Source organism: Streptomyces sp. NRRL F-2664, assembly GCF_000719345.1.
GTDB lineage: Bacteria > Actinomycetota > Actinomycetes > Streptomycetales > Streptomycetaceae > Streptomyces.
The window spans coordinates 78,364-101,002 of the sequence record NZ_JOFX01000019.1 but is presented as its reverse complement, the minus strand read 5'-3'; the positions used below and the strand labels follow the sequence as shown (position 1 = coordinate 101,002).

The window sequence follows — 22,639 nt, the reverse complement described above, 5'->3', positions numbered from 1 at the left end:
CGCCCGCGCGGTCCGGGTGCCGCGCGGGCGACGGGGGAGACCGTCGTGAAACGGATGCCTGCTACCGCGGGGTGTCGTCGTCAGGACCGACCGGGCGACGGCGGTGCAGGAGCAGGTGCGGGCGCCGCACCCGGTCCGCATTGGCGCGCCGGGCCCGCTCGTCGTCGAGCGGCGGCTGTCCCGCGCCGCTGCCGGTCCGGGAGGAGATCCCCGGCTGTCTTCCGTGCTCGTCGGCCGTACCGCCCTCGTGCTGGAGCCGCGGCCGGTGCGGGGCCGAGCCGGTCGGCTTCGGAGCCCCTTCCTCCACTGCGGGCGCCGGGGGCATCACCGCCCGGACCGCACGCTCGGCGCGCTCCGGATCGGCGACGGAGACGGCCACCCGGCGGAAGGGCGCCCCGTCACCCAGCTCCAGGCAGAGCACGGTGCTCTCGGCCTTCACCGCGACGAAGTCCTCCCCGGCGGGCCGGCTGCGCACCCCCGAGCACCGTCCCGGGGACCACGTGCCGTGGCCGGGCCGGCCGCGCAGCACCCGCCACCAGCTCCTCTCGACACGCACGTCCCGCAGTGCCGCAACCGGTACCCGTACCTGCCGCCGCCGTGCGGCCAGCCCCTCGCGCAGCCCCAGGCGTACGACGACCTCGGCCCCCTCCACGCTCACCCGTGCCATGGCACTCACCGCCTTCCTACGGATGCGGCTCCCCCGGAACGCCGTCCGCATGCAGGTTTCGGCGCGGCGGCAGCGGCGGACGGCACCCGCGGCGGCCGGGATCGCGTCCGTCCGTACACGCGGCCGGCGGCGGGGGTCGTGGGCCCGCCGGCAGAGGGCCGACGTCCGATGTCGGGTTGCGGACAGAAGGTGTCCGCAAGGAGGGCTAGCTTGCTGTCATGGCCTCCAGGACGACACACCCCGTACTCGACACCCGCGCACTGAACCGTGCCACGCTCGCCCGCCAACTGCTGCTGAGCCGCGCCGAGATGTCCGCGCGGGACGCCGTCGCCCACCTCCTCGGGCTGCAGGCGCAGAACGTCAAGCCCCCGTACTTCCAGCTGTACGCCCGGCTCGCCGGATTCGAGCCCGCCGAGCTGGCCGGTCTCATGGAGTCCCGCGAGGTCGTACGCATGGTCACCATGCGGTCGACGATCCACACGCACACCGCGCACGACGCCCTCACCCTGCGCCCCCTCGTCCAGCCCGCCCGCGACCGCGAGGTCACCTACTTCCGCAAGGGTCTCGACGGCGTGGACCTGGACCGGCTGGCGCAGCCGGCCCGCGCCTTCGTCGAGGACACGCCGCGCACCATGGCCGAGATCCGCGAGGACCTGCTCCGGCAGTGGCCCGACGCCGACCCGCAGTCCCTGTCGGTCGCCGCGCGCTGCCTGCTGCCGCTGGTCCAGGTCACGCCCCGCGGGGTGTGGGGACGCAGCGGGCAGGTACGGCTCACCACCGTCGAGAACTGGCTCGGCGAGCCCGCCGGGACGGCGCAGCCCGTGGACGACGTGGTACTGCGTTACCTCGCGGCTTTCGGGCCCGCCTCCGTCAAGGACATGCAGACCTGGGCCGGGGTGACCCGGCTGCGCGAGGCCTTCGAACGGCTGCGGCCGCGGCTGGCCGTCTTCCGCGACGAGAACGGCGTGGAGCTGTTCGACCTGCCCGACGCGCCCCGCCCCGATGCCGGTACCCCCGCGCCGCCCCGCTTCCTTCCGGAGTTCGACAACCTCCTGCTGTCGCACGCCGACCGCACCCGCGTGGTCCCGCCCGAGGTCAAGGGGCGCAGCTGGACGGGGAACCAGGCCCACTGCACCCTGCTGGTGGACGGGTTCCTGGCGGGCCTGTGGAGGCTGGAGGGCGGGGTGCTCACCGTGGAGCTGTTCGACCGGGTGCCGAAGGCGGCGCAGGAGGAGATCGTCGCCGAAGGGGAGAAGCTGATCGCCGACATGGGCGGGCTGCCCGCCGGGAGCGACCGGCCCGCCCCGTCCGTGCGGTTCGCGCCGATCCGCCGCTGAGCCGCCTGCGCGCCGCTGAGCCGGCCGGCGCACCGCCACCCGTGCGGCGCACCCGCTGCGCACCCTCCGCAACGGTCGACTCACGGCTGACGCCGCCCTGGTGATCCCTCCACCGGACGGGGCACGATACCTGCCATGACGACCGAAAGTGCCCGGAACAGCGCCTCCGGCGACGCCGCCGACCCCACCGCCCAGTTCCTCGCCGCACGGGACTTCCTGTTGGAACGGCGAGGTGACTACGAAGCCGCGCACGCGGGATTCACCTGGCCCCGCCCGCACCGCTTCAACTGGGCCCTCGACTGGTTCGACCACATCGCCGCCGGCAACGACGCCGACGCCCTGCGCATCGTCGAGGAGGACGGCACCAGCGAGTCCCTCTCCTTCGCGCAGCTCGCCGTACGGTCCGACGCGACCGCCGGCTGGCTGCGCGGCCAAGGCGTCGAGGCCGGCGACCGCGTCCTCGTGATGCTGGGCAACCAGCGCGAGCTGTGGGAGGTGATGCTCGGGGCGATGAAGCTGCGCGCCGTCGTCATCCCCGCCACCCCCCTCCTCGGCCCGGCCGACCTGCGCGACCGGGTCGAGCGCGGCCACGTCCGGCACGTCGTCACGCGCGCCGAGGACACGGCCAAGTTCGACGAGGTGCCCGGCGACTACACCCGGATCGCCACCGGACAGCGGGTCCCCGCCGGCTGGCTGCGGCTCGCCGACGCCCCGGAAGCCGCCGGCGGCTTCGTCCCCGACGGGGAAACCCTCGCCACCGACCCCCTGATGCTCTACTTCACCTCCGGCACCACCGACCGCCCCAAGCTCGTGGAGCACACCCACGCCTCGTACCCCGTCGGGCACCTCTCCACCATGTACTGGCTCGGCCTGCGCCCCGGGGACGTGCACCTCAACATCGCCTCGCCCGGCTGGGCCAAGCACGCCTGGTCCAACATCTTCGCCCCCTGGAACGCCGGGGCCACCGTCTTCGTCCACAACTACACGCGCTTCGACGCGGAGCGCCTGATGGCCGAGATGGACCGGCACGGCGTGACCACTTTCTGCGCCCCGCCCACCGTGTGGCGGATGCTGATCCAGTCCGACCTCACCCGGCTGGCCAAGCCCCCGCGCGAGGCCGTCGCCGCCGGCGAACCGCTCAACCCCGAGGTCATCGAGAAGGTCCGCGAGGCCTGGGGCATCACCGTGCGCGACGGCTTCGGGCAGACCGAGACCACCCTCCAGGTCGGCAACTTCCCCGGGGTCCCCGTCAAGCCCGGCTCCATGGGCCGCCCCGCGCCCGGCTACGAGATCGTCCTGCTGGACCCGGTCACCGGCAAGGAGTCCCCCGACGAGGGCGAACTCTGCGTCGACCTGCGCGTCCGGCCCGCCGGGGTGATGACCGGCTACCGCGACGACCCGGAGCGCACCGCCGAGGCCATGGCGGACGGGCTCTACCGGACCGGCGACATCGCCGCACGGGACGCCGAGGGATACCTCACCTACGTCGGACGCTCCGACGACGTCTTCAAGGCCTCCGACTACAAGATCAGCCCGTTCGAGCTGGAGAGCGCCCTGCTGGAACACGAGGCGGTCGCCGAGGCCGCCGTCGTCCCCGCCCCGGACGCGCTGCGGCTGGCGGTCCCGAAGGCGTACGTCACCCTCGCCGGCGGGTGGGAGCCCGGTCCGGAGACCGCCCGGGTGCTGTTCGAACACTCCCGCGCCGTGCTGTCGCCGTACAAGCGGATCCGGTGCATCGAGTTCGCCGAGCTGCCGAAGACCGTCTCCGGCAAGATCCGGCGGGTGGAGCTGCGGGAGCTGACGGAGGCCGGCTCGGGCACGGAGTACCGCGAGGCCGACCTGGACTGAGCCGCCCGCCCGCCCGCCGGGCGCGGGAAGGACGGCGGTGCACTGCGTGGGCCGGCGGTGCGGTGCGGCGCCCGCCCGGCCCCGTACGGCCGCCGTGCGTCCGTACGCGCCCGTACCCGCGGTCCTACGCCGGCAGGTGTGCCTCGATCGCCGCGATGACCTCGGGCGCCTCCGGCTCGGTGCGCGGTCGGAAACGGGCCACGACCTCACCGGCGGGGGAGATCAGGAACTTCTCGAAGTTCCACTGGATGTCCCCCGCCTCGCCGTCCGCGTCGGGGGTCTTCACCAGCTCCCGGTACAGCGGGTGCCGGTTCTCGCCGTTCACCTCGGACTTCTCCAGCATCGGGAAGGTGACGCCGAAGCCGGCCGCGCAGAAGGTCTGGATGTCGTCGGCGTTGCCGGGCTCCTGCCCGCCGAACTGGTTGCAGGGCACGCCGATGACCGTGAACCCCTTCTCCTGGTAAGCGAACTGCAGACGCGCCAGTCCCGAGTACTGCGGGGTGAGCCCGCACTGCGACGCGGTGTTCACCACGAGGATCGCCTTGCCCTTGTGCGCCGCCAGACTGGTGGGCTCGTCGGACAGGGTGGTCAGCGGGATGTCGTACAGGCTCATCGAGCTCTCCTCACCAAGGCACGGATAACGCCCCGAGCCTAAGCGGTGTCCTGGCCATAGGGCTCAGGCGCCCGCGTCGACCAGCGCGTCCGCCGGGTCGTTGACCGGCTGGGGCATGCCGGTGAGGTCCAGGACGAACAGCGGTATCCCCAGTTCGTCGGCGCGGCCGCGGGCCTCCTGCGTGTACCCGGCGAGTGAGAAGTAGACGCTGGTCGCGGATGCCGTCAGCCCGTTGAGCCAGACGCACTCCACCGCCCGCAGCCCGGCGGGTGCGGTGGTCGGGTCCACCTGGGCCACCAGCCCCGGAGCCCGCAGGTCCACCGCCGCCGAGGGGATCGGGCGCCCGTCGGGCTGGCGTACGTCCTGGAAGCCGAGCCAGCGCAGATACAGCGCGGCCGTGGCCACGGCGTCCCGGGCCGTACGGATGGTCATCGGCCGGAAGGCGGGCCGGGGCACGGCCGCGGTCGGCGGCAGGGGTATGCCCGCCGGGTGCGCGGCGGCCGTCCCGCCGCCACCCTCGCGTCCGCTCCGCAGCCCGCCCCCGGGCCCGCCATCCTCAGCACCGTCATCGGCAGGGCGGCCGACTTCAGGGTCGGCACGCTCCGTCCCGGCACCCGCAGGCCCGCCACCCGCAGGCCCAGCTCCCGAGGCCCCGCGCGGACCTCGGCCGGCACGCCCGTCCGCCGGGACGCCCGCGCCGCCGCCCGGCCCCGGCACCGGCGCCGGCCCGGACGCGGCCTCCGGCCGCTCCGGCGGGTGCACCGGCAGCAGAACCACCGTCCCGCACGATCCGCACCCCAGCTCCGGGTGCGGCCACTCGCTCTCCCGCCCGCACGTCGTGCACCGCACCGCCACCCAGCTGTCCGACCAGGTGCGGTGGGTCAGGAGCACCGGAGGCGCCGACAGATCGAGCGGGGGACGGACCGGGCTTCCGCAGGCGCAGGGGAACACCGGTGCGGTGTAGCCGTTCTCGCGCAGGCATGCCGGGCAGCGCACCGGTACCGCTTCCGCCATGACCCCTGACCCCCTCCGTCGCTGTGCGTAGGTCCATGCTCCACCACCGGCGACCGCCGGAGCGAGCCTGCGCGCCATTTCCGCCCCGCGGGCACCGCCGGATCGGTGATTTGTACAAGTCGCCGAGCGAGATGCGGCTTTTGGTGGTTTCCGGGGCCCCTCACCGCCTTGACGTCGCAGAAGACGCCGCTTAGCTTGTTCCGTATAGCAGAACAAAACTTCCGGATGACGGAAAAGCCTGACCGCCAGACCCGCAGGAGACCCTGATGCCTCGTATGACAGCCGCCGCTGCTGCAGTTGAGATCCTCAAGCTCGAGGGTGTCGAACAAGCGTTCGGTGTTCCCGGTGCTGCGATCAACCCCTTCTACCGCGAGCTGAAGAACGTGGGCGGCATCAACCACACGCTCGCCCGCCACGTCGAGGGCGCCTCGCACATGGCGGAGGGGTACACGCGCGCCAAGGCGGGCAACATCGGCGTCTGCATCGGCACGTCGGGCCCGGCCGGCACCGACATGATCACCGGCCTGTACTCCGCCATCGCGGACTCCATCCCGATCCTGTGCATCACCGGTCAGGCTCCGGTCTCCAAGCTGCACAAGGAGGACTTCCAGGCCGTCGACATCGCCTCGATCGCGAAGCCGGTCACCAAGGCCGCCACGACGGTCCTGGAGGCGGCGCAGGTCCCCGGCGTCTTCCAGCAGGCCTTCCACCTCATGCGCTCCGGCCGTCCCGGGCCGGTCCTCATCGACCTGCCGATCGACGTCCAGCTGACCGAGATCGAGTTCGACCCGGCGACCTACCAGCCGCTGCCCGTCTACAAGCCGCAGGCCAGCCGCGTCCAGGCCGAGAAGGCCCTGAGCTTCCTGCTGGAGTCCGAGCGCCCGCTGATCGTCGCCGGCGGCGGCATCATCAACGCCGACGCCTCCGACCTGCTGGTCGAGTTCGCCGAGCTGACCAACATTCCCGTCATCTCCACCCTCATGGGCTGGGGCGTCATCCCGGACGACCACGAGCTGGCGGCCGGCATGGTCGGCGTCCAGACCTCGCACCGCTACGGCAACGCGACCTTCCTGGAGTCGGACGTCGTCCTCGGCATCGGCAACCGCTGGGCCAACCGCCACACCGGCTACAACCTGGACGCGTACCTGGGTGACCGCAAGTTCGTCCACGTCGACATCGAGCCCACCCAGATCGGCAAGATCTTCGCCCCGGACTTCGGTATCGCCTCCGACGCCAAGGCCGCGCTGGAGCTCTTCATCGAGGTCGCCAAGGAGCTCAAGGCCGAGGGCAAGCTGCCGGACTTCACCGCCTGGGCCGCCTCCGCGCAGGAGCGCAAGGCCACCCTGCAGCGCCGCACGCACTTCGACAACATCCCCATGAAGCCGCAGCGCGTCTACGAGGAGATGAACAAGGCGTTCGGCCCCGAGACCCGCTACGTCACCACCATCGGCCTCTCCCAGATCGCCGGCGCGCAGATGCTGCACGTCTACCGGCCGCGCCACTGGATCAACTGCGGTCAGGCCGGCCCGCTCGGCTGGACCATCCCGGCCGCCATCGGTGCCGCCACCGCGGACCCGGAGACCCCGATCGTCGCCCTGTCCGGCGACTACGACTTCCAGTTCATGATCGAAGAGCTGGCGGTCGCCGCCCAGCACAAGGTCCCCTACGTCCACGTCCTCGTGAACAACGCCTACCTCGGACTGATCCGCCAGGCGCAGGGCGGCCTCGGCATCAACTTCGAGGTCAACCTCGAGTTCGAGAACATCAACACCCCGGAGATCGGTGCCTACGGCGTCGACCACGTCAAGGTCGCCGAGGGCCTGGGCGTCAAGGCCATCCGCGTCACCGACCCGAACGAGCTGGGCGCCGCCTTCGAGCAGGCCAAGAAGCTGGCCCAGGAGTTCCAGGTCCCGGTCGTCGTCGAGGCCATCCTGGAGCGCATCACCAACATCTCGATGAGCAAGACCGTCGACATGAGCGACGTCACCGAGTTCGAGGAGCTGGCCACCGAGCCCGGTCACGCCCCGACCGCGATCAAGGCCCTGCAGGTCTGATCCCGGCCCCGGCCCTACGCAGCGACCCCCGTCCCTCCGCGAGGAGGGCGGGGGTCGCTGCACGTCCGGCCCCTGCACGTGCGCCACCCGGGCTCGGTGCTGCCGGGGCAACCGCGCAAGGGTGTTTCTTTCAGATCATCCGACCGTTGGTCTGGGGGTGTCGCTGACTGATGCCCAGCGGGGGCGGATCGAGCCGCTGTTGCCCGATCGGACGCCTCGTCGCCGACAAGGCGTGCCCCTCCCGGGCCGTCCGAGAGCACCTGCGGCGCCAAGGTGTGTGTACTGCCATCCCGCAGCCTTCCGTTCGGATCGCCGGCCGAAAGCGCCGCAGGAGTGCTGGAGGCAGACCGCCTGCCGTCGACCGCGACGCCTACAAGCAGCGCAACACGGGTCGAGCGGTGCATCAACCGCCTCAGCAAGGGCGTGGCCTCGCCACCCGATACGACAAGACCGCCACCCACCACCTCGCCGCACTCCACACCGCTGGAACCTTCATCTGGTCCACGAGGTGACTCAACGCCTCAGGCAACCGCTCGAACAACCGCCGCGGTCAGGGTGATACCGGCCGATGCACCCCGACGAGGAGCAACGCGCCGGCGTACACCGCGCCGAACAGCATCGGCACGGCGAAGTCGATACGCCTCGCTCTCGCGGAGTCGATGCCGTCACCTCGGCCCCCACCGCCCGTTTGGCCGGCCGGCCCGGCGCAGGCCACCGACCGGGCCGCTGCCGCTGCCGCGGGGCCGGCGGAGAGCGAGGTGGCCGGGTGGCGCAGGCTCAGCCGGGCGGACGGGCGGACAGGGTGCTGCCGGTCCAGGCCGCCCCGCCCCGCCTCGCCTCGCCCCGGCGCGGCCGCCCACGGGGCCGGTTGCTTCGCCGTCGGCGGGAGGCATGCTCGCGGTCGGCCCACGCCATGTCGCGGGACATGCGCTCGCCCGGGCACCGGCTGATGCGGGTCGATCGCGTACGCGGCGCTCGGCTTCGCTCTGCCGGCCTCCCTGCCCGGGGCGGCACTGCCGGAGCCGATCCCGGCGTCGACGACCCTGCCGGCCCTCGTTTCCTGGCGGTCGGCGGTGCCGGAACGGCAAAGCGCCGAGTCACGGGACCGTCCGTGACTCGGCGCTCTGGCTGTTACCGCCCGACGGTGCGAGGCTGGCGCGACAGGACGTTCGCACCGCCGGGCGGGGTGTGTGGGGAGGAGGTCTCCACCGGCCGCAGGGGCTCTGTGCGTAGCCCCTGGGGGAAGCGGAGTGGCTGGGACCGTGGCGGGCGGGCGACGAGAACTCCGGCACCGTCTCCCTCAGGTCAAGAGACGGGCCTCGGAACCCATTACCACCGCACTGGCTCGCTCGCCCGCCACGGTCCTCGTCCTGCCCTCGCCGCGTACCACCCCTCATCCGGGTCCACGGGTCGGGCTCAGCACCCGGGGCCTGACCTCCCGTCAGGCCCCCGGTACATCCATAGCGGCTCAGGCGTCGCGCAGCGCGCGCACGGCCTCCTCGACGCGACGGCCGTAGTCGGCGTCGGCGGCGTGGAAGTGAGCCAGGTTCTTCTCGATGACGTCCTCCAGGGTGACCTGCGACAGACCGCCGGCGATGTTCGCCACCAGACGCTGCTTCTCGGCCTCCGACATCAGCCGGTAGAGCTCACCGGCCTGGAAGAAGTCGTCGTCCTTGGTGTGGGCCGGGGCCTCGTGGGTGCCCGTGTAGCCGGAGACGGCCTTCGGGGCGCCCAGCGCCAGACCGGTCTCGGCCGGGCCCTGGTAGGAGTTGGGCTCGTAGTTCTTGTCGTGGCGCGAGCCGTTGCGCAGCGCCATGACCCCGTCGCGGCCGTAGTTGTCGGCCGTGGTCGCCTTCGGGGCGTTGACCGGCAGCTGGGTGTGGTTCACACCGAGGCGGTAGCGCTGGGCGTCGGCGTAGGCGAACAGGCGGCCCTGGAGCATCTTGTCCGGCGAGGCGGTGATGCCCGGGACGAAGTTGTTCGGGGAGAACGCGGACTGCTCGACCTCGGCGAAGACGTTGTCCGGGTTGCGGTCGAGGACCAGGCGGCCCACGCGCTGCAGCGGGTAGTCGGCGTGCGGCCACACCTTGGTGAGGTCGAACGGGTTGAAGCGGTAGTCCGCGGCCTCGGCGGCCGGCATGATCTGGACGTAGAGGGTCCAGCTCGGGTTCACACCGCGCTCGATCGCCTGGAGCAGGTCGGTCTGGTGCGAGTTCGCGTCCTGGCCGACGAGCTCGGCGGCCTGCTCGGAGGAGAGGCAGCGGATGCCCTGGTTGGTCTTGAAGTGGTACTTGACGAAGAAGGCCTCGCCCTGCTCGTTCGTCCACTGGTAGGTGTGGGAGCCGTAGCCGTTCATGTGGCGGTACGAGGCGGGGATGCCGCGGTCACCCATCAGCCAGGTGATCTGGTGCGTCGCCTCGGGGGCGTGCGCCCAGAAGTCCCAGACGTTGTCCGGCTCCTGCTTGCCCGTGAAGGGGTCGCGCTTCTGGGAGTGGATGAAGTCGGGGAACTTGATCGGGTCCTTGATGAAGAACACCGGGGTGTTGTTGCCGACGAGGTCGTAGTTGCCCTCTTCGGTGTAGAACTTCAGGGCGAAACCACGGGGGTCGCGCACCGCGTCCGCGCCGCCGAGGGAGTCGGCGACGGTGGAGAACCGCAGGAAGGTCTCGGTCTTCTTACCGACCCTGTTCAGGAAGGCGGCGCTGGTGTACGCGGTGACGTCGTCGGTCACCTCGAAGTACCCGTACGCGGCCGAGCCGCGGGCGTGCACCACGCGCTCCGGGATGCGCTCACGGTTGAAGCGGGCGAGCTTCTCCAGGAGCTGCTGGTCCTGGATCAGGAGCGGGCCACCGACGCCGGCGGTGGCGGAGTTCTGGTTGTCGGCGACCGGGGCGCCGGACTCGGTCGTCAGCGTGCGCTTCGACATGGTGACCTTCCGTACGGGTAACTGCTGACGGAAAGCGTCTTCCGTCATGCGGAACAGCCTAAATTCGGCGAGAACTAAACGTCAACAGTTTGTTGAACGAAGTTGTGGGGGAGAGGTGACCCGGACGGTGCCGGCGCTTGGGCGCGACAGGACAGGTGTCAGCACCGGCACCGCCCGGAGACTCGGTGCCCCCTCCGACGAGGGGGCGGGCCGGGCCCGATCGGGCCCGGCGGGGGACCTCAGACCTGGGCGCCGGAGAGGCGCTCGACGGCGCGCAGCAGGGCCGAGTGGTCCAGGCCGCCGTCGCCCTGGGCACGCAGCGAGGCGACCAGCTGGGCGACGACCGCGCCGACGGGGAGGGCCGCACCGACGTTGCGGGCGGCGTCGGTGACGATGCCCATGTCCTTGTGGTGCAGGTCGATCCGGAAGCCGGGCTTGAAGTCGCGGTTCAGGAAGTTGTCCTTCTTCCGGGTCAGGACCGTGGAGCCGGCCAGACCGCCGTTGAGGACGTCCAGGGCGGCCTGGAGGTTCACGCCGGACTTCTCGAGGAAGACGACGGCCTCGGCGCACGCCTGGATGTTCACCGCGACGATGAGCTGGTTGGCGGCCTTCACCGTCTGGCCCGAGCCGTGCGGGCCGCACAGCACGATGACCTTGCCGAGGGCCTCCAGGATCGGCAGGGCCGCGTCGAAGTCGGCCTGCTCGCCACCCACCATGATCGACAGTACGGCCTCGATGGCGCCGGCCTCGCCGCCGGACACCGGGGCGTCGATGACGCGGATGCCCTTGTCGGCGGCGTTCTTCGCCAGGTCGATCGAGGTCTGCGGGGTGATCGACGACATGTCGATGATCAGCGCACCGGACCGGGCGTTCTCGAGGATGCCCTCGGGGCCGTAGTTGATGGCCTCGACCTGCGGGGAGGCGGGCACCATCGTGATGATGACGTCGGCGTCCTTGACGGCCTCGGCGATCGAGCCGGCCGCGGTGCCGCCGGCGGCGGCGAGGCGGTCCAGCTTGTCCTGCTCCAGGGTGAAGCCGGTGACCGAGTAGCCGGCCTTCAGCAGGTTCTCGGCCATGGGGGAGCCCATGATTCCGAGGCCGATCCATGCGATCTTGGGGAGGTTGCTCATGATGAGGGTCCTTCTCTTAATGCTTCGTACGAAAAGTGCGTGCGGTGCCTGGCGGATCGCCCGGACTTCGTCCTCCTACGCGGCGGCGCGGGCCTCGGCCGGCAGCCAGGCGAAGGAGGCGGCAGCGTCGGCGGCCTTGTACTCGAGGCCTACGTAGCCCTGGTATCCGGCCTTCTTGAGCTGGTCGAGCAGCTCCTCCAGGGGCAGCTCGCCGGTGCCCGGAGCGCCTCGTCCCGGCTTGTCCGCGATCTGGACGTGTCCGGTCTTGGCGGCGTACTTTTCGATGACCTCCGAGAGGTCCTCATCGTTCATCGCCAGGTGGTACAGGTCGAGCAGGAACTTGGCGTTGCCGAGGCCGGTGGCCTCGTTCACCTTGTCCACCACCTCGATGCCGGCCGGGGCGCTCACCAGGGGGTAGAGCGGCGACTCGGGCTTGTTGAGGGTCTCGATCAGGAGGATCGCACCCACGCGGTCCGCGGCCTGCGCCGCGACGACCAGGTTCTTCAGGGCCAGCTCGTCCTGGACGGCCGGGTCCACGCCTTCGACGCGGTTGCCGTACAGGGCGTTGAGCGCCTTGCATCCGACCGAGGCGGCGAAGTCCGCGGCCACGTTGATGTTGGCGTTGAAGCGGTCCGACTCCTCACCGGGTACCGAGACCGCGCCGCGGTCCGGGCCCGGCAGTTGGCCGGCGTAGAAGTTCAGGCCCACCAGCTGGGTGCCCGCGTCCTCAAGAGCCTTCTTGAGGGCGTCGAGCTCCTCCTGAGCGGGGGTGGGGGTCTCGATCCAGGGCCACCACAGCTCGACCGCGGTGAAGCCCGCCGCGGCGGCGGCCGCGGGGCGCTCCAGGAGCGGGAGTTCCGTGAAGAGGATCGACAGGTTCACATCGAAGCGCTGGTCCGTGTATCCCATGAGGGGTGTGCGCTCCTTCCGTATTGCGGAAGTTATTTTCTGTCTGATGGAAGATTGCATGGGCCTCCGCGCGGATGTCAAGTGCGGACTGCCGAAAGAACGAGACCGCGCGGTAGCTTGACGGCGTGCGATTGAGAGTGGAGTTCACGACCGAGCCCTTCGACCTCGAAGAGGCCCCCGACCATGCCGTGGCGGCCCGCGAGGTCATCCAGAAGGCCCAGCTGGAGGCGGTGGACGTCGGTCCGTTCGGCAACACCGCGGAAGGCGAGGCCGACCGGGTGCTGTCCGCCGTGGGCGCCCTGCTGCGCGACTCCCTGGAGGCCGGGGCCACGCGCGTCACCCTCCAGGTCAACGTGATCGGCGAGGAGACGCCATGACCGAGCCCCGCGACCACCCGTTCGTCACGGCGGTCAAGCCGCTCGTGGACGCCATGGGCGGCGAGCTGATGGACCCGGCCCAGGCCTCGCCCGACGACGTCGTGCTCACCTGGGAGGGCCAGGACCTGCTCGCGGTGCGCCTGCCCCAGCTCTCGGAGTCGCTGGACCACATCCTGGCCGCGCTGGAGCGCCGGCACGGCGTACCGCTGTCCCAGCTCGACCGGAAGTCCAAGCAGGACGTGGTGCGGATACTGGAGGCGCGGGGCGCCTTCTCCGTGCGGCACGGTGTGGAGACGGTCGCGGGCGCGCTGGGCGTGAGCCGCTTCACGGTCTACAACTACTTGAACAGGGAAAACCCCAGCAAAGGCAGCCAAGCGTGAGCGGATTCTGACCCACAGTGACCGGCCGCCGCCCGAATCACCCGGGCGGCGGCTTTTGTGTACGGGAAGTTTCAACAAAGTGTTGACGCGGTGTTGTGGAGGGCGTTAGCTATGCGCAGCCCGTCAAAGCAACAACAGGCCACGGAGGCCTACCGTGACTTCGAGTCCGACCCCGGGTCTCACCCGGATCAACACCTTGGACGACAGGGCGGCCGCGGCCGAGCTGCACGAGGTGTGCGCCAGCTCGGCGTGGGGGAGCAAGATGCTCGCCCAGCGCCCCTTCGCCACCGCCGACTCCCTGTTCGCCGCGAACGAGGCCGCCATGGCGGAGCTCACCGCGGAGGACCTGGCCGAAGCGATGGCAGGCCACGCGCCGATCGGCCGGCCGAAGCCGGGAGACCCGACCTCCGCCCGCGAGCAGCGCGGTATGGCCGGTGCCTCGGAGGAGCTCAGGAACGAGCTGCTCGAACTGAACCTGGCCTACCAGGAGAAGTTCGGCCACGTCTTCCTCATCTGCGCCACCGGTGCGACCGGTGAGTTCATGCGGGACTCGGTCAAGGTACGGATCGGCAACTCGCCGGAGCAGGAGCGGGAAATCGCCCGCGGCGAGCTCGTCAAGATCAACCGGATCCGCCTGACCCGCCTCGTAGAAGGAGAGTGAGACCGACCATGAGCACCGAGACCGCGGCATCGCCGAGTAGTTCAGTGTCCACCCACATCCTGGACACCAGCATCGGCAGGCCCGCCGAGGGCGTCGCCATCTCCCTGTCGGCCCGTACGGGACTCGACGGGGAGTGGGCCGCCCTGGGCGGATCCGCCACCGATGCGGACGGGCGCTGCAAGGACCTGCCGGCGCTGCCGGAGGGCACCACCCACGTACGCCTCGACTTCGAGACCGAGACGTACTTTTCGAACAAGCACAGCGCAGAGAAGCAAGCCGAGGCGCAGCAGGACGCCCCCCGCGTAAGGGACAGCGCTACGTTCTTCCCCGAGGTCGCCATCACGTTCGCGGTGAACCCGGGCGAGCACTACCACGTACCGCTGCTGCTCAACCCGTTCGGCTACTCCGTTTACCGAGGGAGCTAGCATGGCCACGATTCTGGGCCAGAACCAGTACGGCAAGGCAGAGAACCGCGTCGTCAAGATCACGCGGGACGGCGACACCCACCACATCAAGGACCTCAACGTCTCGGTCGCCCTCTCCGGCGACATGGACGACGTCCACTACTCCGGCTCGAACGCCAACGTCCTGCCGACGGACACCACCAAGAACACGGTGTACGCCTTCGCCAAGGAGTACGGCATCGAGTCCGCCGAGCAGTTCGGCATCCACCTGGCGCGCTGGTTCGTGAACAGCCAGGAGCCGATCCAGCGTGCGCGCATCCGGATCGAGGAGTACGCCTGGGACCGGATCGCCACGTCCGACGCCAACTCGAAGTTCATCGGCGCCGACGAGGTGAAGCACTCCTTCGTCCGCCAGGGCCAGGAGACCCGCGTCACCCAGATCACCTACGACGGCCAGAACTGGGAGGTCGTCTCCGGCCTCAAGGACCTGGTCGTCATGAACTCCACGAACTCCGAGTTCTGGGGCTACGTGAAGGACAAGTACACGACCCTGCAGGAGGCGTACGACCGCATCCTGGCCACGCAGGTGTCGGGCCGCTGGCGCTTCAACTGGTCGGACGACGAGCAGCGGATGCCCAACTGGGAGAAGTCCTACGCCGAGACCCGCAAGCACATGCTGCAGGCCTTCGCCGAGACCTACTCCCTGTCGCTGCAGCAGACCCTCTACCAGATGGGTTCGCGCATCATCAACCACCGTTCGGAGATCGACGAGGTCCGCTTCTCGCTCCCGAACAAGCACCACTTCCTCGTCGACCTGGAGCCCTTCGGCCTCAAGAACGACAACGAGGTGTACTTCGCCGCGGACCGTCCCTACGGTCTGATCGAGGCCACGATCCTGCGGGACGGCGCCGACGCGCGCATCCCGGTGGACATGACCAACCTCTAGCCGCGGCGCGCGCGTCCCGGGGCTCCGCAGTGGCCCCGGGACCGCGCGACACGACCCCGCTTCCTGAATCGGCACCCGGACGCACCCCACGGGGCGGCAGTACTGTCAGCTGCCAAGGCCCCGGCTCCGGCACTCAAATCCCCTGGGTCCTGCCGTGCCCGCACCGCCACTGAAAGCACGAGGAAGTCCCATGGCAGCACCGGCAGCCCATGACAGCGCCGCCCCGCGCACCGTCATCGAGAACTGTGCGATCGCGACCGTAGACGCCCACGACACCGAGTACGCCTCGGGCCACATCGTCGTCGCGGGCAACAGGATCGAGTTCATCGGTGCGGGCAAGGCCCCCGAGAACCTCAACAACGTCGTCCGCCGGATCGACGCCACCGGGCACCTCGTGACCCCCGGCCTGGTCAACACGCACCACCACTTCTACCAGTGGATCACGCGCGGCCTGGCCACCGACCACAACCTCTTCAACTGGCTGGTCGCGCTCTACCCGACGTGGGCGCGCATCGACGAGCAGATGACGTACTCGGCCGCGCAGGGCTCCCTCGCCGCGATGGCCAAGGGCGGTGTGACCACCGCGATGGACCACCACTACGTCTTCCCCAAGGGCTCCGGCGACCTGTCCGGCTCGATCATCCGGGCCGCGTCCGAGATGGGCGTCCGCTTCACCCTCGCCCGCGGCTCCATGGACCGCAGCGAGAAGGACGGCGGCCTGCCCCCGGACCACGCCGTCGAGACCCTCGAAGGTGCGCTGGCCGACACCGAGGCGACCGTCAAGAAGTTCCACGACGCCTCCTTCGACTCGATGACCCAGGTCGCCGTCGCCCCCTGCTCCCCCTTCTCCGTCTCCACCGAGCTGCTCAAGCAGGGCGCCGAGCTGGCCCGCCGCCTCGGCGTGCGCATGCACACGCACGGCAGCGAGACCGTCGAGGAGGAGAAGTTCTGCCACGAGCTCTTCGGCATGGGCCCCACCGACTACTTCGAGTCGACCGGCTGGCTCGGCGAGGACGTGTGGATGGCGCACAGCGTCCACATGAACGATTCCGACATCGCCGCGTTCGCCCGTACGAAGACCGGTGTCGCGCACTGCCCGTCCTCCAACGCCCGGCTGGCCGCCGGCATCGCCCGCGTCCCGGACATGCTGGCCGCCGGCGTCCCGGTCGGCCTCGGCGTGGACGGCACCGCCTCCAACGAGTCCGGCGAGCTGCACACCGAACTGCGCAACGCGCTGCTGATCAACCGACTGAACCCGGTCCACCGCGAGGCCGCGCTGAACGCCCGCCAGGCCCTGCGCCTGGGGACCTACGGCGGCGCGCAGGTACTCGGCCGCGCCGACAACATCGGTTCGCTGGAGGTCGGCAAGTGCGCCGACCTGGTCCTGTGGAACCTCAGCACCTTCCTGCACTCCTCGATCGCCGACCCGGTCACCGCCCTGGTGTTCGGTGCCGCGGCCCCGGTGACGGCCTCGTTCGTCAACGGCAAGCAGATCGTCGAGAACAACCGCCTGCTGACCGCCGACGAGGACGCCATCGCGGTCTCCACGCGGGCAGAGGCGCAGCGCCTCGCGCGGATCGCGCAGGCCTGATCCCCCGGAGTCCGGCCGGGGGGGACGGCCCCCGGCCGGTCGCCGCGGACCCGAGCGGGGTCCGCGGGCAGCCGTTCCCGGGTGGCGCCCGAGGCGATCCGAAGGCGCCCCCGGGAGCGGTGACTCGTACCACCAGCGCCACGGCGCACCGCGGAAGCGGCGATCGGGCGAATCGTTTCTGCACCCCTTGGGACCAGAAGTTGCTCCACCACAACTCCACAAGCGCTCGACTCGCACCGCTTTCGCACCACCTCCATGACACCCACGTCCCCGCCGACGTGTTACCCGACCGGAGGAAGCCGTGGCCCAGCCGCCCAGGTTTCGCAAAGACGCAGTCGCAGTACCGGAGGGGAAGCACCCGGTCGACGAGACCCTGCCTCCTCTGAAGATGTTCACCAGCGGCCTTCAGCACGTGGCCGCCATGTACGCGGGTGTCGTGGCCCCGCCCATGATCGTCGGCCCCGCGGTCGGACTCTCCGCTACCGAGACCGCCTTCCTGATGGGCGCCTCGCTCTTCACCGCCGGCCTCGCCACCCTCCTGCAGACCCTCGGCTTCTGGAAGGTCGGCGCCAGACTCCCCTTCGTCAACGGCGTCTCCTTCGCCGGTGTCACCCCGATGATCGCGATAGGCAAGGGGGAGGGAGCGGACGCCCTCCCCGTCATCTTCGGCGCGATCATCGTGGCGGGAGCCATCGGCTTCGTCGCCGCCCCCTACTTCGGCAAGCTCGTCCGCTTCTTCCCGCCCGTCGTCACGGGCACGGTCATCACCCTGATCGGCGTCTCGCTCCTGCCCGTCGCCTTCAACTGGTCGCAGGGCGGCAACAGCACGGCGACCGACTACGGCTCGATGCAGAACATCGGCATGGGGGCCGTCACCCTCGTCATCGTCCTGCTCCTGCGCAAGTTCCTGCGCGGCTTCCTGCAGCAGATCTCCATCCTGCTCGGCCTGGTCGCGGGCACGCTGATCGCCCTTCCGCTGGGAATGACCAGCTTCGACGCCGTGCGCAACGCCTCGGTCGTCGGCTTCCCGACCCCCTTCCACTTCGGTGCCCCGCAGTTCCAGGTCGCCGCCATCGTCTCGATGTGCATCGTCATGCTCGTCTGCATGACCGAGTCCACCGCCGACATCCTGGCCCTGGGCAGGATCGTGGGCCGCCCCGCGGACGAGAAGGCCATCGCGGCCGGGCTGCGCGCCGACACCCTCGGCAGCGCGATCAGCCCGCTCTTCAACGGCTTCATGTGCAGCGCCTTCGCCCAGAACATCGGCCTGGTCGCCATGACCAAGGTGCGCAGCCGCTTCGTCGTCGCCGCGGGCGGCGGCATCCTGGTCCTGCTGGGCCTGTGCCCGATGGCGGCCTCCGTCATCGGAGTGGTCCCGCTGCCCGTCCTGGGTGGCGCCGGCATCGTGCTGTTCGGGTCGGTGGCCGCCAGCGGTATCCAGACCCTCGCCGGCGCGGCCATGGAGAAGGGCGAGAACGCCCTGATCGTCGCCGCCTCCGTCGGCATCGGCCTGATCCCGATCGCCGCGCCGGGCTTCTACCACGCCTTCCCGAAGGACCTGCTGGTCGTCCTCGACTCCGGCATCAGCACCGGCTGCGTGGTGGCCATCGTGCTGAACCTGGCCTTCAACCACCTCGGCGCCAGGAAGGGCGCGGCCTCGGGGGCCGCACCCGAACCGGTGCCCGTCCACTGAGTGGGCCGGGGGGAAGCACGGCGGTGCGCTCGCCACCCACTGCGGGTGTGGCGAGCGCACCGCCGTGTCCGGTACGGGCGAACCGCCGTGCGCCCGTACGTCTGCTGACGCCGCGTCGGATCAGGGCTGCCAGAGCATCAGGTTGCTCATCAGCTCGGCCTGCTCGATCGCGTCGTCGAGTGCGTGGTGCGTGTGGCGCCGCCCGGACAGCAGTTCACGGGGCATCCGCCCCTTGACCGCGGCCCGCAGCGGCACCCGTGCCTTCGTCGCGTACAAGGTCTTCATGTCGAGGCAGCCGGAGTGGCCGAAGGGACTGTCCCCGCCGAACCGGATCAGGTACCAGTAGAGGAAGGTCCAGTCGAAGGACGCCGGGTAGCCGCACATCACCGGCTGGGCGTCCCCCGACACCTTCCGCACCCAGGAGCGGAACTCGGCCATCGCGGCCGCCGGATGGGCGCCCTCCCGGACCAGCCGGTCGCGGTCGAGCCCGCTGACGGCGAGCGCCTCGGGCACCCACGTGTCGCTGATCGGCCGCAGTTCCCGGTAGAAGGTCCGCCGCTCCGGATCCGCGGCCGTGTACGCATCGCCGTCCTGCCGGCCGGCGACCGCCGCCCCGAAGCTGATCATCGAATACGGTCCTGGAATGGGTCCGTCGGCCTCGATGTCGACGGAGATGTAGAGACTGGGTCGTGCGGTGCGGACTGCCATGCGTGCGAGCATGCCAGTCCTGTCCGCTGTCGATCATCCGGTTTTCAGCTAGGGAGCAGGCGTCAGGAACATCCCCGTGTGGTCCCCGCCCGCCGTGTTCTTGCAGCTGGTGGCGGAGCCCGCGGGCTGCGCCACGGCCAGGGCGAGGCACCGGCCGGCGGCCAGCTGGCCGTAGTGGTTGGGGTGCATGGACTCCTGGACCAGGCCCTGGGTCTCGTTGTTGTCGATCCAGCGCGCCCACTCGCTCGTCCTCGCCGACGCCGGGACCGTGGAACTCACCGGCTTGCTCGCCTTCGCGCACACCTCCCGGCCCTGGAGCATGTCCCGCAGGTCCAGGAACTGCACGCCCTTGGCCGCGGCGACGCCCTTGATGCGGTGCGCGATCTGCGGAACGAGGGAGTCGCGCGCCCAGTCGGAGTCCCGGTTCCAGAAGGGGCAGCCGCCCGTGTTGAGCCGGCTCCAGTCGCTCTGCGGGTGGCGGTTCTCGACGCCGCGCGGGATCGGTGACGGGTAGGACTGGAGCACGATCCGGTACGAGGAGTCGCTGTACCCGGCCGTGCGCATCACCGCCCGGATCTCGTCGACCGACTTGCCGACGTCGGCCATGACCGCGTCGATCTTCTGGTCGACGCCGTACTGCTGGTCGTCGTAGCAGTACGAGTTCCAGATGACGAAGTCGAGGGCGCAGTCCTTGATGATGTCCGCGAAGCCCAGGTCGTTGCCGCCGATGGACAGTGCGATGACCTTCACGTTGTTGCGCGCGGCCACCGCGGCCAGCTGATCGGCCTGCGGGGCCTCGCCCTTGTAGGACACACCGCCGTTGGAGGCGCGGAACACGTTCTGCGAGACCGCCCCCGAACAGGCGAGGTTCACGGCGACGTCGGCGAGGGCCCCGGCGCTGTGCACCTCGGCCGAGTCGGACCGGTGGCAGCCGCCGGCGGTGGTCCCGTACACCTTGGCGGGATCGTAGGTGCTGCCGCTGACCCAGCCCCGGTCGGTGCCGTTGCGGCTGCCGGTGTTGGTCAGGCTGTTGCCCATCCAGCGCCCGCCCTCGCCGGAGATGTAGCTGTCGCCCATGGACACCACGGCGGTGGGCCCCGTGCCGGGAGCGCCGACGGCGGTCCCGGGACCGCCGGCCAGCAGGGCGCCGGCGGCGAGTGGCACGGTCACGGCGGCACGGGCCAGTCGTCGCACACGACTGCGGTCCCGGGCTTCGCCGGCGTTGCGGAATCCGATCACAGCGGAACTCCTGCGTTCGGCCACGCCGAAGGCGGCAACGCCTGGGTCGAGCGCGTTGCCGTGGCTGTGGCTGGGAAGTGGGGGTACCGCCGGCCGGTGGCATCGGAAAGGTGACACGGGGCCGCTTGTTACCGCTAGGTACACGCAGGTTACGAACCAGTAACAACCGATCGGTCGTTCGGGCGCGCCGCCCTGGTGGGACGTCAGTTTCCTTGCGTGCAGCCGGGATCGTGTACACGGCTCCGCCCCCGTGCCGTGGGCAGCGGGGGCGGAGCCGGCCGGGTCGGGCCGCTGTGCGTGACGGTCGGACCCGGGGTGTCAGCCGACGAGCTGGTCGTACGCGGGGAGCGTGAGGAAGTCGGCGTAGTCGGCGTCCAGGGAGACCTTGAGGAAGAGGTCGTGGGCCTGCTGCCACTTGCCGGCGGCGAAGGCCTCCTCGCCGACCTCGGTGCGCAGCGCGGCCAGTTCCTCGGCCGCGAGCTCGCGGGTCAGCTCGGCGGTGGCCCGCTCGCCGTTCTCGAAGACCACGCCGGCGTTGATCCACTGCCAGATCTGCGAGCGGGAGATCTCGGCGGTGGCCGCGTCCTCCATCAGGCCGAAGATGCCGACTGCGCCGAGGCCGCGCAGCCAGGCCTCGATGTAGCGGATGCCGACCTGGACCGCGTTGCGCAGGCCTTCGTACGTCGGCTTCGCGTCGAGGGAGTCGATCGCGATGAGCTCGCCCGGCGCCACCGAGACGTCCTCGCGCAGCCGGTCCTTCTGGTTCGGCTTGTCGCCGAGGACGGCGTCGAAGGAGGCCATGGCGATCGGGACCAGGTCGGGGTGGGCGACCCAGGAGCCGTCGAAGCCGTCACCCGCCTCGCGGTCCTTGTCGGCCTTGACCTTCGCAAAGGCGATCTTGTTGGCCTCGGCGTCCTTGCGCGACGGGATGAAGGCCGCCATGCCCCCGATGGCGTGCGCGCCGCGCTTGTGGCAGGTGCGCACGAGCAGTTCGGTGTAGGCGCGCATGAACGGGGCGGTCATCGTCACCGCGTTGCGGTCCGGCAGCACGAACTTCTCACCGCCGTCGCGGAAGTTCTTCACGATGGAGAAGAGGTAGTCCCAGCGGCCCGCGTTCAGCCCCGCCGCGTGGTCGCGCAGCTCGTAGAGGATCTCGTCCATCTCGTACGCGGCGGTGATCGTCTCGATCAGGACGGTCGCCCGGACGGTGCCCTGCGGGATGCCGACGTAGTCCTGGGCGAAGACGAAGATGTCGTTCCAGAGGCGCGCCTCCAGGTGCGACTCCGTCTTCGGCAGGTAGAAGTAGGGGCCCTTGCCGAGGTCGATCAGACGCTGGGCGTTGTGGAAGAAGTACAGGCCGAAGTCCACGAGCGAACCCGAGGCCGGGCCGCCCTCGAACTGCAGGTGGCGCTCCTGCAGGTGCCAGCCGCGCGGCCGCATGACGACGGTCGCGAGCTCCTCGGCGGGCCGCAGGGCGTACGACTTGCCGGTGCGGGGGTCGGTGAAGTCGATGCGGCGCTCGTAGGCGTCGATCAGGTTGAGCTGGCCGAGGACGACGTTCTCCCAGGTAGGGGCCGAGGCGTCCTCGAAGTCGGCGAGCCAGACCTTGGCGCCCGAGTTCAGGGCGTTGACGGTCATCTTGCGGTCCGTCGGACCGGTGATCTCCACGCGGCGGTCGTTCAGCGCGGCCGGGGCCGGCGCCACCTTCCAGTCGCCCTCGCGGACCTGTGCGGTGTCCGGGAGGAAGTCGAGGGTGGAGGTCCGGGCGATCTCGGCACGGCGCTCGGCGCGGCGGACGAGGAGCTCGGCGCGGCGGGGGGCGAACCGCCGGTGGAGCTCGGCCAGGAAGGTGAGGGCCGCTTCGGTGAGGACCTCGTCCTGCCGCGGCAGGGGCTCGGCGTCGACGATGGCCAGCGGGGACGGCGCTGGTGCGGACATAACTGTCACTCCTTCAGCGGCGGTGCCTGGCGGCCGCGGGGAATGCTCGCGCGAGACGGCACGCAGTGCCGTCGGGTGTGGAGAGTTCCGAAGTACGGTCGCGGGCGCCGTCTGTGGGTTCAGGGCGCTTCTGACCAGTGGATAGTAATTTCCTCATGGTGGAAGTTCAATGGTTTGTTGATGTCGAGATTCTCTGAGTCGACA

19 protein-coding genes are annotated in these 22,639 nt (G+C 70.4%); 10 read left to right on the top strand and 9 right to left on the bottom strand.

All coding sequences use genetic code 11. The features are described from left to right. Nucleotides 1-61: 61 nt before the first annotated feature. Nucleotides 62-667 carry a hypothetical protein gene (locus tag IF89_RS47020; protein WP_063831318.1) on the bottom strand — a complete coding sequence of 202 codons (606 nt, stop codon included), beginning with the start codon at nucleotides 665-667 and terminating at the stop codon, nucleotides 62-64. A 218-nt stretch (nucleotides 668-885) separates the two neighbouring features. Here IF89_RS47020 and IF89_RS0118245 point away from each other — a divergent pair, with 218 nt between their 5' ends. Both IF89_RS0118245 and IF89_RS0118240 read left to right on the top strand, forming a co-directional pair. Further along, nucleotides 886-2,004 carry a winged helix DNA-binding domain-containing protein gene (locus IF89_RS0118245; RefSeq protein WP_051807219.1) on the top strand — a complete coding sequence of 373 codons (1,119 nt, stop codon included), beginning with the start codon at nucleotides 886-888 and terminating at the stop codon, nucleotides 2,002-2,004. A 135-nt stretch (nucleotides 2,005-2,139) separates the two neighbouring features. Beyond that, complete coding sequence (locus IF89_RS0118240) at nucleotides 2,140-3,852, top strand: AMP-binding protein (protein ID WP_030768681.1); 1,713 nt, start codon at nucleotides 2,140-2,142, stop codon at nucleotides 3,850-3,852. A gap of 124 nt (nucleotides 3,853-3,976) precedes the next feature. Here the strand turns inward: IF89_RS0118240 and IF89_RS0118235 are convergent, their stop codons facing one another. Together IF89_RS0118235 and IF89_RS0118230 are read right to left on the bottom strand one after the other, a co-directional pair. Then, complete coding sequence (locus IF89_RS0118235) at nucleotides 3,977-4,465, bottom strand: glutathione peroxidase (protein WP_030768679.1); 489 nt, start codon at nucleotides 4,463-4,465, stop codon at nucleotides 3,977-3,979. Nucleotides 4,466-4,528: 63 nt separating this feature from the next. Further along, nucleotides 4,529-5,320: a hypothetical protein gene (locus tag IF89_RS0118230; RefSeq protein ID WP_043194099.1), complete on the bottom strand. Its 792-nt coding sequence runs from the start codon at nucleotides 5,318-5,320 to the stop codon at nucleotides 4,529-4,531. 425 nt (nucleotides 5,321-5,745) lie between these two features. Here IF89_RS0118230 and gcl point away from each other — a divergent pair, with 425 nt between their 5' ends. Then, nucleotides 5,746-7,533 (top strand): glyoxylate carboligase, encoded by a 1,788-nt coding sequence (gene gcl / locus IF89_RS0118225; protein WP_030768673.1) that lies wholly within the window; start codon nucleotides 5,746-5,748, stop codon nucleotides 7,531-7,533. Nucleotides 7,534-9,001: 1,468 nt separating this feature from the next. Here gcl and IF89_RS0118220 read toward each other — a convergent pair. From IF89_RS0118220 to IF89_RS0118210, 3 genes are all read right to left on the bottom strand, one after another. Then, nucleotides 9,002-10,459 (bottom strand): catalase, encoded by a 1,458-nt coding sequence (locus IF89_RS0118220; RefSeq protein ID WP_030768670.1) that lies wholly within the window; start codon nucleotides 10,457-10,459, stop codon nucleotides 9,002-9,004. A gap of 239 nt (nucleotides 10,460-10,698) precedes the next feature. Then, complete coding sequence (locus tag IF89_RS0118215; RefSeq protein ID WP_030768667.1) at nucleotides 10,699-11,589, bottom strand: 2-hydroxy-3-oxopropionate reductase; 891 nt, start codon at nucleotides 11,587-11,589, stop codon at nucleotides 10,699-10,701. A gap of 75 nt (nucleotides 11,590-11,664) precedes the next feature. Then, entirely contained in the window at nucleotides 11,665-12,498 is an 834-nt protein-coding gene (locus IF89_RS0118210) for a TIM barrel protein (RefSeq protein WP_030768663.1), read from the bottom strand. Nucleotides 12,499-12,623: 125 nt separating this feature from the next. On the opposite strand from IF89_RS0118210, the gene IF89_RS0118205 reads away from it, so the two are divergent. The 7 genes from IF89_RS0118205 to IF89_RS0118175 all read left to right on the top strand — a co-directional run bounded on the left by IF89_RS0118205 (nucleotide 12,624) and on the right by IF89_RS0118175 (nucleotide 18,550). Beyond that, a complete protein-coding gene (locus IF89_RS0118205) occupies nucleotides 12,624-12,875 on the top strand; it encodes a thiamine-binding protein (RefSeq protein ID WP_076044676.1) in 252 nt (83 codons plus the stop codon). Then, nucleotides 12,872-13,255, top strand: a complete 384-nt coding sequence (locus IF89_RS0118200) for a helix-turn-helix domain-containing protein (RefSeq protein ID WP_030768657.1) — start codon at nucleotides 12,872-12,874, stop codon at nucleotides 13,253-13,255. The genes IF89_RS0118205 and IF89_RS0118200 overlap by 4 nt, the downstream gene beginning before the upstream one ends. 154 nt (nucleotides 13,256-13,409) lie before the next feature. Continuing rightward, nucleotides 13,410-13,916, top strand: coding sequence for a 2-oxo-4-hydroxy-4-carboxy-5-ureidoimidazoline decarboxylase (gene uraD, locus IF89_RS0118195; RefSeq protein ID WP_030768654.1), 507 nt, complete (start codon nucleotides 13,410-13,412; stop codon nucleotides 13,914-13,916). 8 nt (nucleotides 13,917-13,924) lie between these two features. Continuing rightward, nucleotides 13,925-14,341: a hydroxyisourate hydrolase gene (uraH, locus tag IF89_RS0118190; protein ID WP_030768651.1), complete on the top strand. Its 417-nt coding sequence runs from the start codon at nucleotides 13,925-13,927 to the stop codon at nucleotides 14,339-14,341. A 1-nt stretch (nucleotide 14,342) separates the two neighbouring features. Further along, entirely contained in the window at nucleotides 14,343-15,266 is a 924-nt protein-coding gene (pucL, locus tag IF89_RS0118185; protein ID WP_030768648.1) for a factor-independent urate hydroxylase, read from the top strand. A 190-nt stretch (nucleotides 15,267-15,456) separates the two neighbouring features. Beyond that, nucleotides 15,457-16,857 (top strand): 8-oxoguanine deaminase, encoded by a 1,401-nt coding sequence (locus IF89_RS0118180; protein WP_030768645.1) that lies wholly within the window; start codon nucleotides 15,457-15,459, stop codon nucleotides 16,855-16,857. Between the two features lie 301 nt (nucleotides 16,858-17,158). Then, a complete protein-coding gene (locus tag IF89_RS0118175) occupies nucleotides 17,159-18,550 on the top strand; it encodes a nucleobase:cation symporter-2 family protein (protein ID WP_078628381.1) in 1,392 nt (463 codons plus the stop codon). Between the two features lie 120 nt (nucleotides 18,551-18,670). Here the strand turns inward: IF89_RS0118175 and IF89_RS0118170 are convergent, their stop codons facing one another. The 3 genes from IF89_RS0118170 to aceB form a co-directional block, all read right to left on the bottom strand. Continuing rightward, nucleotides 18,671-19,258, bottom strand: coding sequence for a 3'-5' exoribonuclease domain-containing protein (locus IF89_RS0118170; RefSeq protein ID WP_030768640.1), 588 nt, complete (start codon nucleotides 19,256-19,258; stop codon nucleotides 18,671-18,673). A 48-nt stretch (nucleotides 19,259-19,306) separates the two neighbouring features. Then, nucleotides 19,307-20,428 (bottom strand): GDSL-type esterase/lipase family protein, encoded by a 1,122-nt coding sequence (locus tag IF89_RS0118165; RefSeq protein WP_051807228.1) that lies wholly within the window; start codon nucleotides 20,426-20,428, stop codon nucleotides 19,307-19,309. 387 nt (nucleotides 20,429-20,815) lie between these two features. Continuing rightward, nucleotides 20,816-22,435: a malate synthase A gene (gene aceB / locus IF89_RS0118160; protein ID WP_030768634.1), complete on the bottom strand. Its 1,620-nt coding sequence runs from the start codon at nucleotides 22,433-22,435 to the stop codon at nucleotides 20,816-20,818. Between the last annotated feature and the right edge of the window lie 204 nt (nucleotides 22,436-22,639).

Excerpts from the sequence above, each read along its gene's own strand:
- IF89_RS47020 (WP_063831318.1), bottom strand. The coding sequence starts at position 667 with ATGGCACGGGTGAGCGTGGAGGGGGCCGAGGTCGTCGTACGCCTGGGG.
- IF89_RS0118245 (WP_051807219.1), top strand. The coding sequence starts at position 886 with ATGGCCTCCAGGACGACACACCCCGTACTCGACACCCGCGCACTGAAC.
- IF89_RS0118240 (WP_030768681.1), top strand. The coding sequence starts at position 2,140 with ATGACGACCGAAAGTGCCCGGAACAGCGCCTCCGGCGACGCCGCCGAC.
- IF89_RS0118235 (WP_030768679.1), bottom strand. The coding sequence starts at position 4,465 with ATGAGCCTGTACGACATCCCGCTGACCACCCTGTCCGACGAGCCCACC.
- gcl (WP_030768673.1), top strand. The coding sequence starts at position 5,746 with ATGCCTCGTATGACAGCCGCCGCTGCTGCAGTTGAGATCCTCAAGCTC.
- IF89_RS0118220 (WP_030768670.1), bottom strand. The coding sequence starts at position 10,459 with ATGTCGAAGCGCACGCTGACGACCGAGTCCGGCGCCCCGGTCGCCGAC.
- IF89_RS0118215 (WP_030768667.1), bottom strand. The coding sequence starts at position 11,589 with ATGAGCAACCTCCCCAAGATCGCATGGATCGGCCTCGGAATCATGGGC.
- IF89_RS0118210 (WP_030768663.1), bottom strand. The coding sequence starts at position 12,498 with ATGGGATACACGGACCAGCGCTTCGATGTGAACCTGTCGATCCTCTTC.
- IF89_RS0118200 (WP_030768657.1), top strand. The coding sequence starts at position 12,872 with ATGACCGAGCCCCGCGACCACCCGTTCGTCACGGCGGTCAAGCCGCTC.
- uraH (WP_030768651.1), top strand. The coding sequence starts at position 13,925 with ATGAGCACCGAGACCGCGGCATCGCCGAGTAGTTCAGTGTCCACCCAC.
- pucL (WP_030768648.1), top strand. The coding sequence starts at position 14,343 with ATGGCCACGATTCTGGGCCAGAACCAGTACGGCAAGGCAGAGAACCGC.
- IF89_RS0118180 (WP_030768645.1), top strand. The coding sequence starts at position 15,457 with ATGGCAGCACCGGCAGCCCATGACAGCGCCGCCCCGCGCACCGTCATC.
- IF89_RS0118170 (WP_030768640.1), bottom strand. The coding sequence starts at position 19,258 with ATGGCAGTCCGCACCGCACGACCCAGTCTCTACATCTCCGTCGACATC.
- aceB (WP_030768634.1), bottom strand. The coding sequence starts at position 22,435 with ATGTCCGCACCAGCGCCGTCCCCGCTGGCCATCGTCGACGCCGAGCCC.